At 45.4% G+C, this 18,754-nt stretch carries 17 protein-coding genes; 14 read left to right on the forward strand and 3 right to left on the reverse strand.

Going from position 1 to position 18,754, the window contains the following annotated elements:
• Nucleotides 1-197 precede the first annotated feature (197 nt).
• The 12 genes from ACTRWF_RS08560 (at nucleotide 198) to ACTRWF_RS08615 (ending at nucleotide 11,802) form a co-directional block, all read left to right on the forward strand.
• Nucleotides 198-587, forward strand: a complete 390-nt coding sequence (locus ACTRWF_RS08560; protein ID WP_012519022.1) for a DUF2170 family protein — start codon at nucleotides 198-200, stop codon at nucleotides 585-587.
• A gap of 23 nt (nucleotides 588-610) precedes the next feature.
• Nucleotides 611-1,291, forward strand: coding sequence for a PspA/IM30 family protein (locus tag ACTRWF_RS08565; protein WP_278383973.1), 681 nt, complete (start codon nucleotides 611-613; stop codon nucleotides 1,289-1,291).
• Between the two features lie 147 nt (nucleotides 1,292-1,438).
• Entirely contained in the window at nucleotides 1,439-2,494 is a 1,056-nt protein-coding gene (locus ACTRWF_RS08570; RefSeq protein ID WP_012519024.1) for a potassium channel family protein, read from the forward strand.
• 12 nt (nucleotides 2,495-2,506) lie between these two features.
• Entirely contained in the window at nucleotides 2,507-3,151 is a 645-nt protein-coding gene (locus tag ACTRWF_RS08575; protein WP_012519025.1) for a YjfK family protein, read from the forward strand.
• 16 nt (nucleotides 3,152-3,167) lie between these two features.
• On the forward strand, nucleotides 3,168-3,584 hold the full coding sequence (locus ACTRWF_RS08580) for a DUF350 domain-containing protein (RefSeq protein WP_012519026.1): 417 nt from the start codon (nucleotides 3,168-3,170) through the stop codon (nucleotides 3,582-3,584).
• A gap of 10 nt (nucleotides 3,585-3,594) precedes the next feature.
• Entirely contained in the window at nucleotides 3,595-4,263 is a 669-nt protein-coding gene (locus ACTRWF_RS08585; RefSeq protein WP_012519027.1) for a DUF1190 family protein, read from the forward strand.
• Nucleotides 4,264-4,265: 2 nt separating this feature from the next.
• Complete coding sequence (locus tag ACTRWF_RS08590) at nucleotides 4,266-5,432, forward strand: glutathionylspermidine synthase family protein (RefSeq protein WP_462835383.1); 1,167 nt, start codon at nucleotides 4,266-4,268, stop codon at nucleotides 5,430-5,432.
• Between the two features lie 20 nt (nucleotides 5,433-5,452).
• The gene (locus ACTRWF_RS08595) at nucleotides 5,453-5,992 is read left to right on the forward strand and encodes a rhomboid family intramembrane serine protease (protein ID WP_012519029.1); all 540 of its coding nucleotides are present in this window, start codon (nucleotides 5,453-5,455) and stop codon (nucleotides 5,990-5,992) included.
• 46 nt (nucleotides 5,993-6,038) lie between these two features.
• Nucleotides 6,039-6,740, forward strand: a complete 702-nt coding sequence (locus ACTRWF_RS08600) for a VC0807 family protein (RefSeq protein ID WP_024016632.1) — start codon at nucleotides 6,039-6,041, stop codon at nucleotides 6,738-6,740.
• Nucleotides 6,741-6,915: 175 nt separating this feature from the next.
• A complete protein-coding gene (locus tag ACTRWF_RS08605) occupies nucleotides 6,916-7,608 on the forward strand; it encodes an ABC transporter ATP-binding protein (protein ID WP_043960661.1) in 693 nt (230 codons plus the stop codon).
• A 55-nt stretch (nucleotides 7,609-7,663) separates the two neighbouring features.
• The gene (locus ACTRWF_RS08610; RefSeq protein WP_462835384.1) at nucleotides 7,664-10,453 is read left to right on the forward strand and encodes an FtsX-like permease family protein; all 2,790 of its coding nucleotides are present in this window, start codon (nucleotides 7,664-7,666) and stop codon (nucleotides 10,451-10,453) included.
• Nucleotides 10,450-11,802 (forward strand): lipocalin-like domain-containing protein, encoded by a 1,353-nt coding sequence (locus tag ACTRWF_RS08615; protein WP_462835385.1) that lies wholly within the window; start codon nucleotides 10,450-10,452, stop codon nucleotides 11,800-11,802. The genes ACTRWF_RS08610 and ACTRWF_RS08615 overlap by 4 nt, the downstream gene beginning before the upstream one ends.
• 48 nt (nucleotides 11,803-11,850) lie before the next feature.
• Here the strand turns inward: ACTRWF_RS08615 and glsB are convergent, their stop codons facing one another.
• The 3 genes from glsB to ACTRWF_RS08630 all read right to left on the reverse strand — a co-directional run bounded on the left by glsB (nucleotide 11,851) and on the right by ACTRWF_RS08630 (nucleotide 15,570).
• Nucleotides 11,851-12,759 (reverse strand): glutaminase B, encoded by a 909-nt coding sequence (gene glsB / locus ACTRWF_RS08620; RefSeq protein ID WP_015067632.1) that lies wholly within the window; start codon nucleotides 12,757-12,759, stop codon nucleotides 11,851-11,853.
• Between the two features lie 160 nt (nucleotides 12,760-12,919).
• On the reverse strand, nucleotides 12,920-14,386 hold the full coding sequence (locus ACTRWF_RS08625; protein ID WP_462835386.1) for an alkaline phosphatase: 1,467 nt from the start codon (nucleotides 14,384-14,386) through the stop codon (nucleotides 12,920-12,922).
• A gap of 224 nt (nucleotides 14,387-14,610) precedes the next feature.
• Nucleotides 14,611-15,570, reverse strand: a complete 960-nt coding sequence (locus ACTRWF_RS08630) for a chemotaxis protein CheW (RefSeq protein WP_462835387.1) — start codon at nucleotides 15,568-15,570, stop codon at nucleotides 14,611-14,613.
• 352 nt (nucleotides 15,571-15,922) lie between these two features.
• Here ACTRWF_RS08630 and ACTRWF_RS08635 point away from each other — a divergent pair, with 352 nt between their 5' ends.
• Complete coding sequence (locus ACTRWF_RS08635) at nucleotides 15,923-17,518, forward strand: isocitrate lyase (RefSeq protein WP_462835388.1); 1,596 nt, start codon at nucleotides 15,923-15,925, stop codon at nucleotides 17,516-17,518.
• Between the two features lie 282 nt (nucleotides 17,519-17,800).
• Entirely contained in the window at nucleotides 17,801-18,745 is a 945-nt protein-coding gene (locus tag ACTRWF_RS08640; protein WP_012519038.1) for a LysR family transcriptional regulator, read from the forward strand.
• Nucleotides 18,746-18,754 lie beyond the last annotated feature (9 nt).

Below are 18,754 nucleotides of genomic sequence, written 5' to 3' on the forward strand. Positions count from 1 at the left end.
GATATTGACGATTATGGCATACTAGGTCTACACTGCAAGTCAAGATATTGGCGAAAGTGAAAATAGTCGTTACAGTACAGCCAGTGTTATTCACCTTACAGCGCCTTGTCTCATTGTTGAGAGGCGCATAAAGGTAAACACGACTGACACGACATTCACTTTCGAAATTATCGCTTCAATAATTAAAGGAGATAGGTATGAGCTGGGAACTAGAAAGCATCGAAGCCCTGTTTAAAGAGCACGATGACTTTGTGGTAACACGTGAGGAGGGCTGCTTGCAGATTGCCAATCAAGACGGTATCGATGCGTGGCTTGCCATAAGCGGAGAACAGATTTTAGTTGAAAGTCTTTTATTTTCAGCGTCTGAAGTAAAAGATAAGCCGGCGTTAGACCATGAAATACTCTCAACTCATATGGTCTTCCCTCTTACCACAGTAGGCATCTCGACGATTAGTGGCGAAGAGTATTACACGGCTTTTGGTGCATTAAGCGCCCAATCGAAAGCCGAAAGTATTGTTATTGAAGTGGAAACTCTGTTTCAGAATGTAGCATCATTCCTAGATGCCTACGAAACACACCTAATTTAAAATTTACTTCTAAGGAGAAGCGAATGTCAGTGTGGAAAAAATTAATTACTGCAGTAAAAGGTGGTGCTACCGAAGCTGCGCAGTCTGTTGCAGACAGTCAGGCTATTCGAATTCTGGAACAAGAAATCAGAGAAGCCAAAGAAGAATTGCGCAAATCAGATCATGCACGCACACAAATTTTGGCGAAATGTAAACTTTCTCAACAGAAAGTAGACAGCTTTGATTCGTCGATTGCTGAGTACGAAGAACACGCCCGTAAAGCGATTGATAACGATCGACAGCTGGCCCTAGATTGTGCGCAAAAAGTTTCTGAGCTAAAAGAAGAACGTGAACAAGAGCAAACCTATCTTGACCAGTTCAAGCAATCAGAAAAGCAGCTTGCCAGCAATATCCAACAGGCTAAAGCAAACTTGCGTCGCCTTGAACAGCAGGTTGATATGGTTAAAGCAACCGAAAGCGTGCAAAAAGCACAAGTTGCCGTATCTTCACGCCACATGGGCGCAAATAGTAAGATGAAAACAGCAACAGAGTCGCTGTCTCGTATTCAAGATAAGCAAAAGATGCGCAACGCAGAGCTACAGGCGGCAGAAGAGCTTGCTAGCGAAGAATCGAGTAGCGACCTTGAAAAGCGCCTAGCAGAAGCGGGGATCAAAGGGGGTAAAACCTCTGCCGACGACGAACTAGCGCGAATTCTTGGCAAGTAAGTAAAACACATGGGAGCCCAGTGCTCCCATTTTTAATGCTTGTTACAAAATTATCTTCAAATATAGCGGTATAGCAGCAAGCTTACCTAGACAAATCAAGCACTTCAAGGCAGAGTAAGGGCACGCATAACAAGGGCTGTTTCTTTTATGTCTCCATGGATAAAACTGCGAAAAATCATGCTGCAATATTTTGCAGAGTCACGCTGGTATACCATTGTCGGTGCCACCGCTTTTTACGCAGTAACAAGCTATTGGCTGCTTTACGCTGCCAATGAACACGACCTCATTGCACATACTGACTTTGTTTACTGGCTTGCCGTTACTGCTTCAACAGTGGGTTATGGCGATCTATCGCCCGTTACCCCTGCCGGAAAGCTTGTCGTAGCGCTTTACGTTATTCCGCTAGGGTTAAGTATTTTCGCCATGGTGATTGGTCGAATTGCAGCTTGGGTTTCACTTCAATGGAAAAAAGGGTTTATGGGTATGAATAGCTTAATGCTTGACGGTCACATCTTAGTAATAGGATGGAACGAGCAGCGCACCATGCTGCTGCTTGATTTAATTCTGCAAGAGCGTGACGCCATGCCTGAACGCCCCGATATTGTACTGTGCGTAAAAGCGGATATCACCAACCCACTACCCGGTGTAATAGAGTTTGTAAAAGTCGACTCGTTTAACAAAGACGAAGACATGGATCGCGCTTGTGTAGCAACAGCGAGAACCATTCTTATTGATAACCCCCAAGACGACGTCACCATGACTACAGCGCTGTACTGCACGAAGCGTAATCCAGACGCGCACCAAGTGGCTTATTTTGATGACGACAGCTTAGTTAGCCTACTTCAGGATCATTGTCCAAAAGTCGAATGCACGCCAAGCGTTGCCATAGAGATGCTGGTTAAGGCCGCATTTGACCCAGGCTCAAGCATGCTTCATCACGATTTATTGAGCATTGATGAGGGGCAAGCACAATTTTCTGTAAAGATTCCACAGACTAGCCCAACAATTTCCGTCGCCAAGCTATTTGTTAACTTGAAACGCAAACATGACGCCATATTTATTGGTTACGCCCCTAACGGCATGGTAAAAGAGATGGTAGTTAATCCGTCGCTAGATGCTACGTTAAACCCAGGCGATACCCTTTTCTATATTGCAGAGCGGCGTATAAATGCCATTAACTGGTCGTCTTTAGACGCGGACTAAAAGGCACAAACAATGTTTAGTAAGCTATTTAAAAAGTCAGAACCCAAGAAACCTAAAACGCCAGAAATTATGGGCCTCTATTTAGGGGGGTCATTTGAATTGGACCATTTAAAGCTCTCGTTATTAGAACCAGAACTTACCATTGAAGGAGCAGCCCGTTCTCAGCTTATTCAGGCGGTTGGTGAAGCACCTTTAGATACGGGCGGCACCCTGTTGCGCTTTTACACCGACGATGATGGCTTTTTACAAGTAGTGACTGACGGCGGCCTGTCAGAAAACCACATTACTGATGTGAAGCTGTGGCATTTTTACGAGACCCAAACCATTGGCAATACCGCACAATGGAATGCGTGTTTAAAAAACGTGATTAGTCAGCCTACCTACGAGCTTGACGGTAAGGTGTTTACCCGGGTGTGGGATTCAGTAGGTGACGAATCTCCGCCAGTTGCGGTAACCGAAACTACCTATGAAGAAGATGGTGATGTAAGTAAAACAGACCAGTTTATGATGTTGTACGAACGTCCTATAGGAAACAATAGGGTTGAGACTCTGCTCGTTGTTGGTGAAGAAAAGCAAGTGGGCAATAATTTAGACAGATGCTTAGTGATTTCTACAGGGTTTGATGTTGAACCTGCAGATATCACGATAAACGGTTAATTAAAAAGGAATAACTATGGATACCATCATGCAATCTTTGGCTGGCCTAGATAACTTTGCACTTTATTTTGGCTTATCGATTGTCTTTCTTTTCATTTTTAAGTTGGTGTACGCACTTGTTACCCCTCATGATGAGTGGAAGCTGGTGAAAGAAGAGAAAAACGTTGCGGCGGCTATCGGTTTCGGCGGCGCGATTATTGGCTTTGCTATTGCGCTAGGCAGTGCAGCGTCAAACTCTGTTGCCATTATTGATTTTGCCATTTGGGCCCTGGTTGCTGTTATTGCCCAGTCGTTAGCGTTTGCGCTGTTGCGTTTTAGCTTTATGCCAAAAATCGCCGAACGCATTAACAATAATGAAGTTTCTGCTGGCGTAATGCTTGCCAGTATGTCGATTGCCGTAGGCTTATTAAATGCCGCTTGCATGACCTACTAAGGGGGCAGCGATGACCGATAAAAGCAAAATTGAAATTCAGGTAACCGACCGCGAGCGCGCGGCGAAGCCAACGATGAAGCGCACCAAACACATCAACCTTAATACCATGCGCAAAGGGTTTAGCGTAAAACCATTGGCCTTAGGTGTAGCCAGCGTGATATTAAGTGGCTGTGGCGCTGAAAAAGAAGACGCCACCATTTACACGTCGCTAGAAGACTGTAAACAAGATTATCCCGATGCTGTTGAGCGCTGTGAAGCCGCGTATCAAACTGCCGTGGATGAGGCGATGCGCACAAGTCCTCGCTTTAACTCCGAATACGACTGTGAGCACGAATTTGGTCCCAACCAGTGCCAACAAGTGAACAATAACAGTGGCAGCTTCTTCATGCCGTTTATGGCAGGATATATGGTGAGCTCATTGCTTTCGCCAAATCGCTACTACTCACAGCCTTTGTATACCTCTTATTCGTACAATTCACCGTTTCGTTCACGTTGGATAACGGCCGATGGGTATGTATTTGACGGTGACATTCGCAAGCGCAACTACCGTGTAAACAAAGATGTTTACAAGCCTAAACCCACGGTTAATAGAACGATGAAACGAGGCGGCTTTGGCAGCAGCGTACGAGCAAAATCTTCATGGGGAAGCAGCAGCCGTAAAGGCGGCTGGGGCGGCTAAATATGTTTAGAATGCCTTGTCAGCCACGCAAAGGCTGGCAGCAGCTGGCCAATGAATTCGGTTTTCACTTTCACACCATGTATGGCGAGCCCTACTGGGATGAAACGGCTTATTATCAATTCACGCTAGCACAAATTGAAAACGACATTGAAGACCCCACCGCCGAGTTACACCAGATGTGCTTGGCAGTAACCGAAGATGTGGTTAACAGTGAAGCATTACTTCGTCGATTTCGCATTCCCGAGAAGCATTGGGATTTGGTTAGACATAGCTGGCTTGACCGCGACACAAGTCTGTATTCACGCTTAGATCTCGTTTATAACGGAAAGGGCCCAGCCAAACTACTGGAAAATAATGCAGATACGCCCACCAGCTTGTATGAATCGGGGTTCTGGCAGTGGCTATGGCTTTCGCAAAATGTAGATGCCGGTAAGCTCCCTTTGCACGCCGACCAATTCAATAGTTTGCAAGAAAAGTTGGTTCATCGCTTTCGTGAAATTGCGCTTCACTATGGCATTAACCAGATGCACATGGCGTGCTGTGAGGACACAGTGGAAGACCGAGGCACGGTGCAATACCTTCAAGATTGCGCGAAAGAAGCGGGGCTTCAGGCAGACTTTGTGTTTATTGAAGACATCGGGCTTGCCGATACGGGCGTGTTCACCGACCTAAAAGACGCCCCAATAACGGACTGTTTTAAGCTTTACCCATGGGAATTTATGCTGCGGGAAGAGTTTGGTGACGTATTGGAAGGCGCACAAGTCAATTGGATTGAGCCACCGTGGAAGTCGATAATTTCAAACAAAGCATTGCTGCCCCTGCTTTGGAAAAAATTTGAAGGACACCCTAACCTTCTGCCGGCCTTTTTTTCAGATGAAGTAAGCAATAATGGCTTGTCGGGGAAGTGGATTAAAAAACCGCTGTTTTCCAGGGAAGGAGCAAACGTGTCTATTATTGAAGATGGTGTCGAAAACCTACTTAGTGACGGCCCTTACGGTGAGGAAGGGTTTATTGTCCAATCATTTGAACCTTTGCCGGTTTTCGAGGGTAACCATACACTTATTGGTAGTTGGTTAGTGGACGATATGCCAGCAGGCATCTCTGTAAGAGAAGACGCGTCTGCCATCACACAAGATTTATCCCGCTACCTTCCCCATATCATTCTTTAATTGACGTGAAGGGTTATTAAATGAAGTCGCTTTCATTTCAAATTCGAGTTTTACTGACCTTAGGCGCACTGCTTATTGTGATTGAAGTGGCCAACCTGCTTACCGGTAATAGCCTCAACCAATTCGGTGTTGTACCTCGCACGCTATCCCACCTGCCCTATATCTTTACGGCGCCTTTTTTACACGGTACGCCAACGCATTTAATGGCTAACTTAGTCCCGTTGCTGTTGTTTATGTGGCTTACTATGCAATGGGGGCGACGCACGTTTTTAATTGCCACGTTAAGCGCGTTGCTTGTAGGTGGCGTAGGCGTGTGGCTTTTCGGACGAAGCGCTACGCATATAGGCGCTAGCGGCATGGTTTACGGCTACTTTGGCTTTCTGGTTTTAGCCGGATTTCGCAGCAATAAAATACGCTATTTGCTTATCTCCTTAGTGGTGGCCGCGCTTTATGGTGGGATGCTGGTGGGTGTGCTGCCAACTTCAAAATTTATTTCCTTTGAATATCATCTGTTTGGCTTTCTAGGCGGCTTATTTGCCGCATGGCACTGGGCACGCTAATTAGTTTACGTATAATTGGCCTTAAGATAAGACGTTAAAAAAAGTTATGTCAGCAGTACAACAACCTACACAGAAGAACCAAGGCTTTTTCGGCAACTTAGCGTTTAACATTGTTATTCCTGTCGTGCTAATGAGCTATGCAAGTTCAGAAGATTACTTAGGCCCAGCCTGGAGTATAGTCGCAGCCCTTAGCTTCCCAATAGGCTATGGTTTGTGGGATTTAAAAGAGTCCGGCAAAGTTAACGGCTTTTCCGTTTTGGGTATTATCAGCGTACTACTAACCGGCGGGTTTAGTTTACTCAAGCTTCCGGCTGAATATATCGCCATCAAAGAGGCCGCTATTCCGGGCCTTATCGGTATTGCCGTCCTCGCTACGCAGTACTCTAATAAGCCGTTAGTGAAAATGCTTATCTTGAACGACCAGATAATAAACTGGCCGCACTTGAATCAGGTACTTGACGCTAAAGGGAAACAACCCGAATTCAAAAAGAAAATTGCAGTAAGCTCGTATATCGTAGCGAGCTCATTTTTCCTTTCATCAGCACTTAACTATATTTTGGCAAAAATGATCCTGGTCAGTGAGCCGGGTACCACGGCCTACACCGAAGAACTTGGACGCATGACCGCGTTAAGCTACCCCGTCATTGTTATTCCCAGCATGATTTTGCTTATTGCAGCGCTTTGGTATTTATTTGCCCAAATCAAAAAAATTACGGGCGAAGAACTCGATAACTTCATAAACCAGTAAATTCAAATAATGATAAGGGGCGGTAAGCCCCTTTTTTATTGCCAATAAAAAAACCACCTCGCCGTTTTAACCGAAATACTTTTACCCTACGTATACTGATACTTAAAATACTAAACGCGCTAAATAAAGACTACGACACGACTACGACCCAAAACTACAACGACAAAGCCTACGTATGCTAATTATAAAAGAGCTCAAAAAATCATTTTCAGACGCCGGAACACCATTGCTTAATAACCTTTCTCTTAACACACGAAAGGGCGAGTCGATTAGCATTCAGGGGGCATCAGGCTGCGGAAAATCCACATTGCTTTCATTAATAGCAGGTTTCGAGAAGCCAGATAGCGGCGACATTTTGGTTAATAACTTGTCGATTGTGAATAACGGCAGCAACCCCAAAAAAATTGATAATTTTCGCAAAGAAAACCTTGGTATTGTCTTTCAGAGCTTTAACCTGTTCGATTGTTTCAACGCGTGGGACAACATTGCCTTTACCTCAAGGCTTAAAGGAAACGTTGATAAAGACTACCAGCTTGCGCTTATGAAGCAGCTCGGTATTTTATCTCTTGCTCAACACCCCATAAGTAACTTATCTGGGGGCGAACAGCAACGGTGCGCTATTGCACGAGCGCTGGTTCACCGCCCAGCCCTTGTCCTTGCCGACGAGCCCACCGGTAATCTTGATGAAGCCACCAGCGATACAGTATCTGACTTGCTCTTTGAAACCTGTAGACACACTAACACCACGCTTGTAGTGGTTACACACAGTAATGAAGTAGCGGTAAAAGCCGATCGTGCACTGCAGTTACATCAAGGCGTGCTTGAACGCGCTAACATTGACAATGCCACACTAACCACAGCTCGTTAGTGTCTACTCTTGCTACACGTAAGCTTACCGAGATAGTAAGACGCCAAAGGAGAAAATGTTGCGTACGTTGCTTCTAACCACATCGGCCCTGTTTGCCATGGCGAGAAAGCGGCCTTGGGAGCCACTGCTTATTATGTTTGCAATACTGTTAGCAAACGCTGGGCTTATCACCGTATTACTTATAAACGAAGGCGCTACCCAGGGAGAACTGTTACAGCGCGAGCAAGGGCTACTTTCTAACAACATCATTGTACCTGCTGATAAGGCTACCCACTTCAGCAAAGAACAATACGCGCTAATTCGACAAAGTGGCTTTACTCAACTTATTGCATTTGCCGAAAGAAACGTCGTTTTAACCTGCAAAGACAATGAAAAAAGCCCGGTAATGCTCAAACTCATCGGCGTAGACACGCAGCCCTTCTTAGGCAGCACTTTTAAAGGTTTACCCCAACGTGAAGTAAATCGCCTTCAAAGTATGGCTTCACAAGCGGCTTCAACGTCACCCCAGGTAAACAGTAACACCCGAGTATTTAGACCAGCACGCTCACCTTCGTTTCCCGTCAATGGGCTTATTCACCCTGCGACCAGCGCGAAGCTTTCTTGTCACAAGGTGTTAAGCGAAGTGGATAAGCCCCCGCTATGGCCTGCATCGGTTACCGCGGTAACGACAAGCACTGTGCCCCACAATACCCTTTTAATTGCTATTGCTGATTTTTACAAAGGGGAAGTACGCATAGCCAACGATGCAGCGAATCACGCTTCTCGTGAGGAACCAACGTCAATGCAGGTGCCGCTTGCGGGGTTCATCTCGTTCGTTTCCCTTACCGAAGAAGATATCCGTCATTTAGAAGCGCTCCTTGGCACAAGAGTGTCTGTGGCCGGCGGCGATGCAATCAACGAAACGGGCTGGCTGCCAGAGAGCTTTAGGCTAAACCTGTGGGCAATGAGCGCACTTATGGGCGTGGTAGCCCTGTTTATTGTACTTAATGCGCTCAATTTAATGTACCGCACTCGCCTGCCCAATATCATTCGGCTGCGTCAGCTTGGCGTCTCTACCGCGACACTGATCAGCGCCCTATATGTAGAACTGTTTTTATATTGCATAGTGAGCACCCCGTTAGGCATTTTCGTCGGCTTTCAAGCCGCCTCTTTCTTGTCGCCCGTTATAAGTGGCACCTTTGCGTCGCTGTTCAGTGCGGTGTTCGTGAACCCAGATGTAAACTTACTTGCTTTGTTTACCCTCGCCCTTACCGTAACCTTTTCATCGTTAGTCCTGTTTGCGTTAGTTCCCATTAAAACACTTTCTAATGCATTAACCTTAAAACGGGCAAAAGAAGGGAAAAGCCTACCTTTGGTTGTAGTACTTGTGGCGTCTGTAACGGCTGTCGTGTTTCTAATCCTTATTGAAAAGCTTATTGCTTCGACCGCAACAGCGCTGCTGTTCGTTGCGTTACTGCTGTTATTCAGCTGCGCACTGGTATTACTTTGGCTGCCAATACTATCTAAAGGCTTGGCGAGCATGGCTCCCAAAAAGTGGCCGGTATTTTATTATGTTATTGCAAACATGCACTTGCTTTCAGGCAAAACCCGGTTAGCCGTGTGTGCTTTTTTCATTGCGTTAACGGCCAACATTGGCATGAACACCATGACCGACAGTTTCAGAAACGCAACTGAGCAGTGGTTAACCCAAAGACTTTATTCTCCTTACTACCTGTACACCGATTTACCGCTGTCGAAGGTCACACTCCCGCCATCCCTTTCTTCAACACCGCTACTTAAAGCGCAAGGTGAAGTGTTAGGCGTTTACCCTAATAGCTCGAAAACAATAGCTGCCAATACGCCTCCTTCGGCGGTATCAATAAGCAGTTACCCGGTGCATCAAACGGGTAAAAACGCCCTAGTACTTGATGCACTCGCCGAGCCGAGCCTAAATGCTGCGTGGAGTAAATTTGTGACAGGGAAAGGGGTATTTATCAACCAGCAACTGGCTTTTTCCCACGGTATTGAATTAGGCAATACGCTACGTATTGAAAACATTAGGCTGCGCAATTCTCCTTCCTCTGCGAGCTTTGCGCAAACCTCCTCCAAACCGGGCGCTTTGGAGGAGGTTTCGGACATTTTTTCTACTACACCAACGTGGAAGGTCTTGGGTATCTATCCTGATTACGGCAATTTCAACGGCCAAATATTAGTACCCCTCCCCTACTTTTCCCAAGACAACAACCCTATCAAAAACGCGCTATTTTCTGGAGTAATGGCCCTGTACCCCGCCAACCAAGACACCGGTAATAGCGCTTTATTTAATGGCATGGCCAAGCAAAATACTACACCTAACACAAAAATTGACGATGCGTTAAGCGCGCTGACGGCAAAGGAAGGGGAATACACACTTTATACAAAGCAAGAGCTGCTGGATATTTCCATGCAAACTTTCGACCGTACCTTTGTATTAACTGATGGCCTTAATATTACTACTTTACTCGTTGCTGGCATTGCGTTTGCTGTTTCCCTTACCGTACTTACCTTAGGAAGTGCTGCCGAGCTATCTGTATTAAGGGCGCTTGGCGTAAGCCAGTTCAAAGTAAAGTTAGCGCTTTTTATGCAATACATGTTGCTGTGTTTGCTTTCGGCACTACTCGCCATTCCTTTCGGTATTTATCTGGCGTATGTGTTTATTAACTTGGTAAATAGGTATGCATTTAATTGGGTGTACCCGCTTGCTATAAACACTCAGGTACTGTTCGCAAGCGTAGGAGTATCACTACTTATTGTATCGCTCGTGCTTTTGCTTCCCTTAGGAAAACTAAGGCCCAAAATTGATCTTAGACAGGAGGCGCAGCTATGACACAAGGTGGACCTGCTAATAAAATGCTTAGCGCGCTTTGTTTAAAACCGCTTACACGCTTTTCATTCTCGCTGTTAGTGTTATTTGCCGCGTGCTGTTTGCTTAACGCCTGCGATAGCGCACCTGTTGAAGGCAATGCGGCATTGAGAGACATCAGAGGTGAAGAAAGCAGCGCGCCAAACCGTTTTTTTGGCGATATAAAGTCAAGCGAGGTATTCGCTACCGTTGAACGCGATAATTATCTATCCTTACCTTTTGATCACGAAAGCCATCCCGATTTTCAGTTAGAATGGTGGTACCTAACCTTTGTGCTAACAAGCGATACAGGTGAAGAGTTAGGCCTTCAATATACGCTTTTCCGCTTTAATACCGATAGTAGGGGCGACCAGCAACACGCCAAAAGCCATTGGGCGAATACCCAACAGTGGATGGGACATGCATCGCTGCATACAAAAAACAGACATTATTTCGAAGAGCGTTTTGCTGCCGGCAACGTGGGTAATGCTTACGTAAAAAGACAGCCCTTTACAGCTGTCATTGACGATTGGCAATGGAAAAGCACTGCGATTAATAACAGTAAAGAAGCCGCGAGTGAAAGTAATGGAATGTTCCCCTCTTCGTTATTATTTACGTTTGGCAATAAAAAGAAAAACGCAAAGAGCAAAGTAGTGGCAATGAATACAGCGCTACCAACGGCAACATCACCTTCATCCCAATACACCATAGATAATAACGCGGTTAGCGTGTCACTAAACTTAAGTGCTACAGGCCCGTTTATAAAACATGGCGATAACGGCTATAGCAAGAAAACAGAAGACGGGCGCTTGCGCTCGTATTATTACAGCCAGCCTTTTATGCAGGCGAATGGCACCGTTAATATCGAAGGTAAAACGCTAAAGGTAAGCGGTAAAGGCTGGTTTGATCACGAGTGGACGAGCCATTTAGCCAATAGCCAAGCAATGGGGTGGGATTGGTTTTCACTGCACCTAGACGATGGCAGTAAACTCATGGCTTTTCGCATGCATGCAAGCACTGGGCGCAGCAAAAACGAAAAAAACGAGGTTTACACGACCGCCAGCTATATTACTACAGAGGGTATAAAAGAAACCATCGACCAAGCGAGCATATCTATAACACCGGTGAAATACGAAACGATTAAATCTGGTGAAACTAACCGAACAGTCCCAACCGCTTGGCAAATACGCATACCCAAAAAGAACATCAACGCAACTGTTGCCGCATTTAAGAAAAACCAGTGGAATGACAGCCTTTTCCCCTACTATGAAGGGCGCGTTAAAATAAGTGGTTCACACTTAGGCAGCGGCTTTATGGAGCTAACGGGCTACTAATACTGCACGTTACTCCACCATTTAACGCCCCGCTCCGTTTCGCCCCCACTAATAAATAGACCAGTTTATTCGCTCACTGAGCGAGGTTAATGCCGCTACACCAAGTTGTGAATTGCCCACACTATTAAGTGCCGGTGAGAAAACGCAAATTGAAAAACGGCCCGGCACAACGGCAACAATACCGCCGCCCACACCACTTTTACCCGGCAGGCCTACCTTAAAGGCGAAGCTACCTGCTTCGTCGTACATGCCGCTGGTTGCTAAAAGCGCGTTAACTTGTTTCGTTTGGTAAGGCGTTAATACCTGCTCATTAGCACAGGTTGAGAAGCCGCCGTTGGCTAGGAAACTAGTGGAGCGGGCTAAATCTTCACAGCTCATTTCTAACGCACAATTATGGAAATAGTTACGAAGTACGTCTTCAACCTCGTTCTCAAAGTTACCGTAAGCTTTCATCAAATACGCCATGGCTGCGTTACGAGAACGGTGCTCAAATTCCGATTCTGCTACTTCTTTGTTCACCACAATTTCGCCGTTACAGCTTAAGCGCCTAACGAAGTCTCTCATGGCAATATGCGGCGAGGCAAAACGAGACTGTACCATATCACTTACTACCAACGCGCCGGCGTTGATAAAGGGGTTACGAGGAAGACCATGTTCGTACTCTAACTGCACTAATGAGTTAAAAGGTAAACCGGATGGCTCGCACCCTACCCTATCCCACATAGTTTCCCCATAGTGGTTAATGGATAACACCAAATTAAACACCTTTGAAATACTCTGAATTGAGAAAGGCACGCTGGCATCGCCAATAGAGGTTATATGACCTTGGGTATCACAAATTGAAATGCCAAACTGCCTCGGGTTTACCGTAGCCAGGGCGGGTATGTAATCTGCAACCTTGCCCATACCCAACATAGGTTCAACTTCATCGTATATATCTTGAAGTAACGACAGCATTTCGCTTTTCATGTTTTCCTTTTACCTTATTTCCCAACAGATAAAAATAAAGCGCCAGCTTTTAAAAACATTGGCGCTTTATTCGATCGATTACAGCTTAGTGCACTTTGTTTTAAGCGCGATGCCCTATTAGCACTTCAGCAAAACGCTAAACTGACCGTTAATTACAGCGCCAGTCTTCTTTAAAGTCACAAAGCTCGTCGTCATCTTCATCTGAAGTAAGCTCAATGTTAGTTGATACTTTCTTTGACGGAAAAGCGATTTTTGCGGGTTGTTTTTTATCAATAAAGCTAAAAATTTTCTTCGCAATATCTGTGTTGTCAATTTGCCCCATAAACGACTGATAACCCGCGCCAAAGGCAAACACTTCAACATCTACGCCTGTGTGACCGCCTGTGGTCCAGCCTGTGTTTGTCTTGGTGTCGAGAAACGTTTTAACCGCACTAAAGCGCGTTTTGTCGTCCTGGTTCGATATGCTATTTAACGTAGCTAACTCTTGTTCGTTTAGTGACAGGCCTAATTTAGCGGCGACGAATTCGCCAGGGTTTTCTTCGTTTGCCATTTCAAGTGCAATCGTCATCACCGATGCAGAAAGCGATTTAAGGTGCTCCGGGCTCCAGCGATAGTCGCCATTCGCGCCAATGGTCAAACCGCCGGTACTATGATCTGCCGTCAATACCACCAAGGTGTCTGGGTTCGCTTCTACATAGTCACGCAAATACTCCATGGTAATAGCAAGATCATGCATTTCAGCCATAGCAGAAGCAATATCGTTAGCGTGTCCTGCCCAGTCTACTTGGCTTGCTTCAACTAATAGGAAGAAGCCGTTATCATTTTCTAAATGTTTAATGGCATTTTTTGTTAGATACTTAAGACGGTTCTTACGCTTATCGTCGAGAACAGCGGGCAACGCCACTGGGGCAAATAAGCCCAAAACATTACTACCGGCAGGCACAGAAGCTAGGCGATTATATGAATCAGCATATTCATAGCCTGCGTCGATAAACTGAGCCAAAATATCGCGATCTTCTCTCTCAAAATAAGACGTACCACCACCTAACATTACATCTGCGACAAACTCACCGTTTACGCGCACATCAAAAAAGTCGTCAGCAATCTCATTATAGTTTTTGCGGCTTTCATTATGAGCAATATACGAAGCCGGCGTGGCATGAACAATTTGAGACGTTACTGCAAGACCCGTTCGCATGCTCTTGCTTTTCGCATAGTACATAACCGAATTAACAGGTTGTTTGTTTACATCTACGCCTATAGCGCCATTATATGATTTCACACCCGAAGCCAGTGCTGTTGCTGCTGCAGCCGAATCGGTAACATAACCAGACACTTGAGCCGGATACGTGGATGCATTTCCGACTAAAATGTCATCAAACACTACGGGCTCTATGTTTGGTGTAGTTGGGTCGTCAACATAGTTTCGATATGCCGTTGTGTAGGCCGGGCCCATACCATCTGCCACAACCATAATGATATTCTTTGGCACGCCCTGTAGCTGGGCGCGATTGTGATTGGCTGGCTGGTGTGCGGATTCAGTGATACCACAACCCGCTAGAACGGCGATAGACGCACAGCTTAGAATGGATGTGCGAACAAATTGTTTAATCATTTAAACTTCCCTGAGTAAGTAAAGGCATCTAGATGTGTTGATGAAGTCTAGATGCAAAAAACGACACTATCGCGAATAATTTTGTGATGTTTGTTTAGCGATAAGGCGTATTAGTGTAAATCAGGCAAGCGCTATGCTCAAAGCTTTTGGGTAAAATAAACACGGGACAGGGCGACCAGCCGGCCCCCTTGGTAACGTGTACTATGACGTGGACGTTATAATATTTATTTCGTAGATGAAGATAGGTACTCGCGCATGCGTTGCTGAGCCACGTCAACAAGCATATCTGGCTGAAATTTCGAGATAAATCTATTACAACCGACTTTTTCAACCATTGCATCGTTGAAGCTTCCGCTTAGGGAGGTATTTAGGGTTATAAACAAATCGGCCATTCTTGGGTCGTTACGCACTTCAGAGGTCAATCGATACCCGTCCATTTCAGGCATCTCGGCGTCAGTGAACATTAAAAGTATTTCGTCTGTTGGGTTTATCCCTTCATCAGCCCACTTTTTCAACAGTGATAGAGCTTCTGCACCATTTTTGCGTTCAATGATGGTGACGCCAAGCTGTTCTAATGTGTCTCTAATTTGTTTTCTCGCCGTACTTGAGTCGTCGACAATAAGTACCTTTTTCCCTAAAAAGTGATTGACGATGTCCTTATCAAGGACTTCTTCAGAGATAGAAGTGTCGTAATCTATGATTTCAGCGAGCACTTTCTCTACATCGATGATCTCCACCAGCTCTTGTTTACCCTCAACATTCACCTGAGTTATGGCGGTTAAATAGTTTGTTTTACCTATGCCGGAGGGAGGAGGCTGAATTGTTCCCCAGGACGTGTTCACAATGTTTTTGACGTTGCCAATTATAAACCCCTGAACGCTTCTATTATATTCAGTAGTAATCACATTCTTAGCGGTGTCTTCGGTGGCTCCCCCTCGAATTTTTATAGCCTGACGTAAATCAATAATGGGTATTGAGCTGCCGCGATAGTTCATCACGCCTTTAAGGTTCTGGTGAGATCCAGGCATGATATTGAGCTTAGGCACATTGATAACCTCTTTAATTTTAAAGACGTTCATTGCAAATATGTGCCGCGTTCCAAGTTGAAACATCAAAAGTTCAAGCCGGTTTTCTCCAACAAGCTTGGTTCTTTGGTCAACCGACGACAATACACTGCTACTCATAAAATTCACTTTTCACTTTATAATCAAAAAGCTAGATACACATAGGCCTTCAGCTACCCAGCAAGATTTTTTGCGCTTAACCCTACCTCGCCCAATTTGGCAAAGCTATTACTCTTTTAGCTAATAGACAGACTAAATAAGCAACGATGTGTGGCACGCTCGCACTTACAACTGACTTGCACTACTTCCCACTCACACCACCAAGCATTCACGAAATAAATGACCGCAATGCAAAATATATATTTCTATTATTCCAAACCACGCACTAGGATGAAATGGAATCAACGGGAACGCCCTACAGCGTAAACACAAACAACGTTAAGTATTTTAATTATAGTCGGGAGAGACGCTCATGTCGCAATATCAACAAGACATTGATAACTTCGCCACCTTAAAGGCAGCACAGAAAGGAACGTGGGAAGGTATAAACCCAGAGTTCGCTGCTCGCATGAAAGTTCAAAATCGTTTCAAAACTGGCTTAGACATTGCCCGTTATACTGCAGGCATCATGCGTAAAGACATGGCTGAATACGACGCAGATTCGTCTCAGTACACACAGTCACTAGGCTGCTGGCATGGCTTTGTAGGCCAGCAAAAAATGCTTTCAGTTAAAAAGCACCAAGGTACAACCAGCAAAAGCTACCTTTACCTATCTGGTTGGATGGTAGCGGCGCTTCGCTCTGAGTTTGGTCCGCTACCTGACCAATCAATGCACGAAAAAACGTCAGTTTCTGCCCTTATCGAAGAGCTTTACACCTTCCTTCGCCAGGCAGATGCCCGTGAATTAGGCGACCTTTTCCACAAACTAGACGACGCGAAGAAAAACGGCGGCGATGTAGCGGCTATCCAAGCTGAAATCGACAACTACGAAACTCACGTAGTACCAATTATTGCGGATATCGACGCAGGTTTTGGTAACGAAGAAGCAACTTATCTACTTGCAAAACAAATGATTGAAGCAGGTGCATGCTGTATCCAAATCGAAAACCAAGTGTCAGATGCGAAGCAATGTGGTCACCAAGACGGTAAAGTAACCGTGCCACACGAAGACTTCCTAGCAAAAATCAACGCTGTACGCTATGCATTCCTTGAACTCGGTGTTGACGACGGCGTTATTGTTGCACGTACTGACTCACTAGGTGCTGGTCTTACCCAGAAGATCCCAGTGTCCACCTCTGAAGGCGACCTGGCTGCACAATACAACGCATTCCTTAAAACCACAGAGGTTGCTGGCGCAGACGACCTAACTGAAGGTGACCTAGTTCTTAAACAAGGTGGCAAGCTAGTTAAGCCAGAGCGTTTGCCAAACGGTTTGTTCCGCTTTAAAGACAACACAGGTTTTGACCGCGTAGTACTTGACTGTGTTACTTCGCTTAAGCACGGTGCTGACCTACTTTGGATTGAGACTGAAAAGCCTCACGTTGGTCAAATTGCTGAAATGGTTAACGCTATTCGCGAGCAAGTACCAAACGCTAAGCTGGTATACAACAACTCTCCATCGTTTAACTGGACACTTAACTTCCGTCAGCAAGTATTTGATGCTTGGACAGAAGAAGGTAAAGATGTGTCGGGTTACGACCGTGCGAAGCTTATGTCAGCAGATTACGATGATAGCGAACTTGCAGCAGAAGCTGATGAGAAGATTAAGAGCTTCCAAGCTGACGCGGCACGTGAAGCCGGTATCTTCCACCACCTTATCACGCTACCTACTTACCACACTGCAGCACTGTCTACTGACAACCTTGCGAAAGGCTACTTCGGTGAAGAAGGTATGCTTGCTTATGTACGCGGTGTTCAGCGTCAAGAAATTCGCCAAGGCCTTGCGTGTGTTAAACACCAAGCGATGGCAGGTTCTGACCTAGGTGATACGCACAAAGAGTACTTCTCTGGTGAAGGTGCACTTAAAGCGTCTGGTGAAGATAACACCATGAATCAGTTTGACGCATAACGCGAACCAGCAATGAGTTAAACGGAAAGCATCCCAACCTTTCCTACAGGGCACCTTCGGGTGCCCTTTTTTACGCCTTTTATTCAGCCTATTTATATCAACTTGAAAAGGTAAACAAATGCATCTTTTTAAGAAACGCATAAACGGCTGACATAACAGCCAAAATTCAATAGCTTATAGCTATATAAAAACCTATATTAAGACTAAACGCTTATCTGACATTCAAATAGAAACCCTTTATAATAGACCTGTTTAATTAGGTTTCAAAAGAGCATTAGAATAATGAATATAGCGAAGGTCGACCTGAATTTATTAGTGTACTTAGATGTGCTGTTGCGCGAAGGCAGTGTGACAAAAGCGGCAAATCAGCTAAGTATTACACAGCCTGCAATGAGCAACGGTCTAAAACGCCTTCGCGACCTCTTCAAAGACCCTTTACTCGTTCGCACTAGCGACGGGATGACGCCCACTAAGCGCGCCCTCGAACTGCAGCCAATTATTCGCGACGTGCTTAGCCGGCTAGAAAGCTCTATTCAGCCGGAAACTGACTTCGACCCGCTGACCAGCGACAGAACCTTCCGCATTATGACCAGTGATTATGCAGAAAGTACGCTGCTGCTTGAGTTAGTGGGAAGACTTGCTGACTTGGCCCCAAACATCACGCTAGATCTTATTACTCCCAGCGACGTAACGTTCCACGATGTAGAACAAGGGAAAGTGGATATGGCGATTAACCGCTTCGAGGAACTTCCCTTGTCATTTCACCAAAAAGTGATTTGGTACGACACATTCAGTTGTGTAATGAGTGCCGACCACCCACTTGTTGAAAAATGTAACCTTGAAGGCTACTTAAGCGCTCAACACATTTGGGTAAGTAAAACAGGGTTTGGTGTGGGCGTGGGTATTGACCCCAATGAAGTACAAAAACTGGGGTGGGTTGATGCCGAGTTAACTAAAATTGGAAAGCAACGGGCTATTCGTGTGTTTACACGCCACTATCACGCAGCCCTTCAAATTGCGAAAAAGCAAAAACTTATTGCAACCTTGCCAAGTAAAGCTGCCCGTTTATTTAAACACGACCCTGATGTGGTAATTAAAGAGCCACCTTTTGATATACCGCCTATAGCCCTAAAAATGGCGTGGAGTGCTCTACTTCACCACGACGCAGGCCACATTTGGTTACGCCGATTGATAAGCGATGTGGCCAGCGAAATGAACGCGGGCTGAACATTCACT

The sequence above is a fragment of the Alteromonas sp. G5_S2_22_S1 genome, from assembly GCF_054968525.1.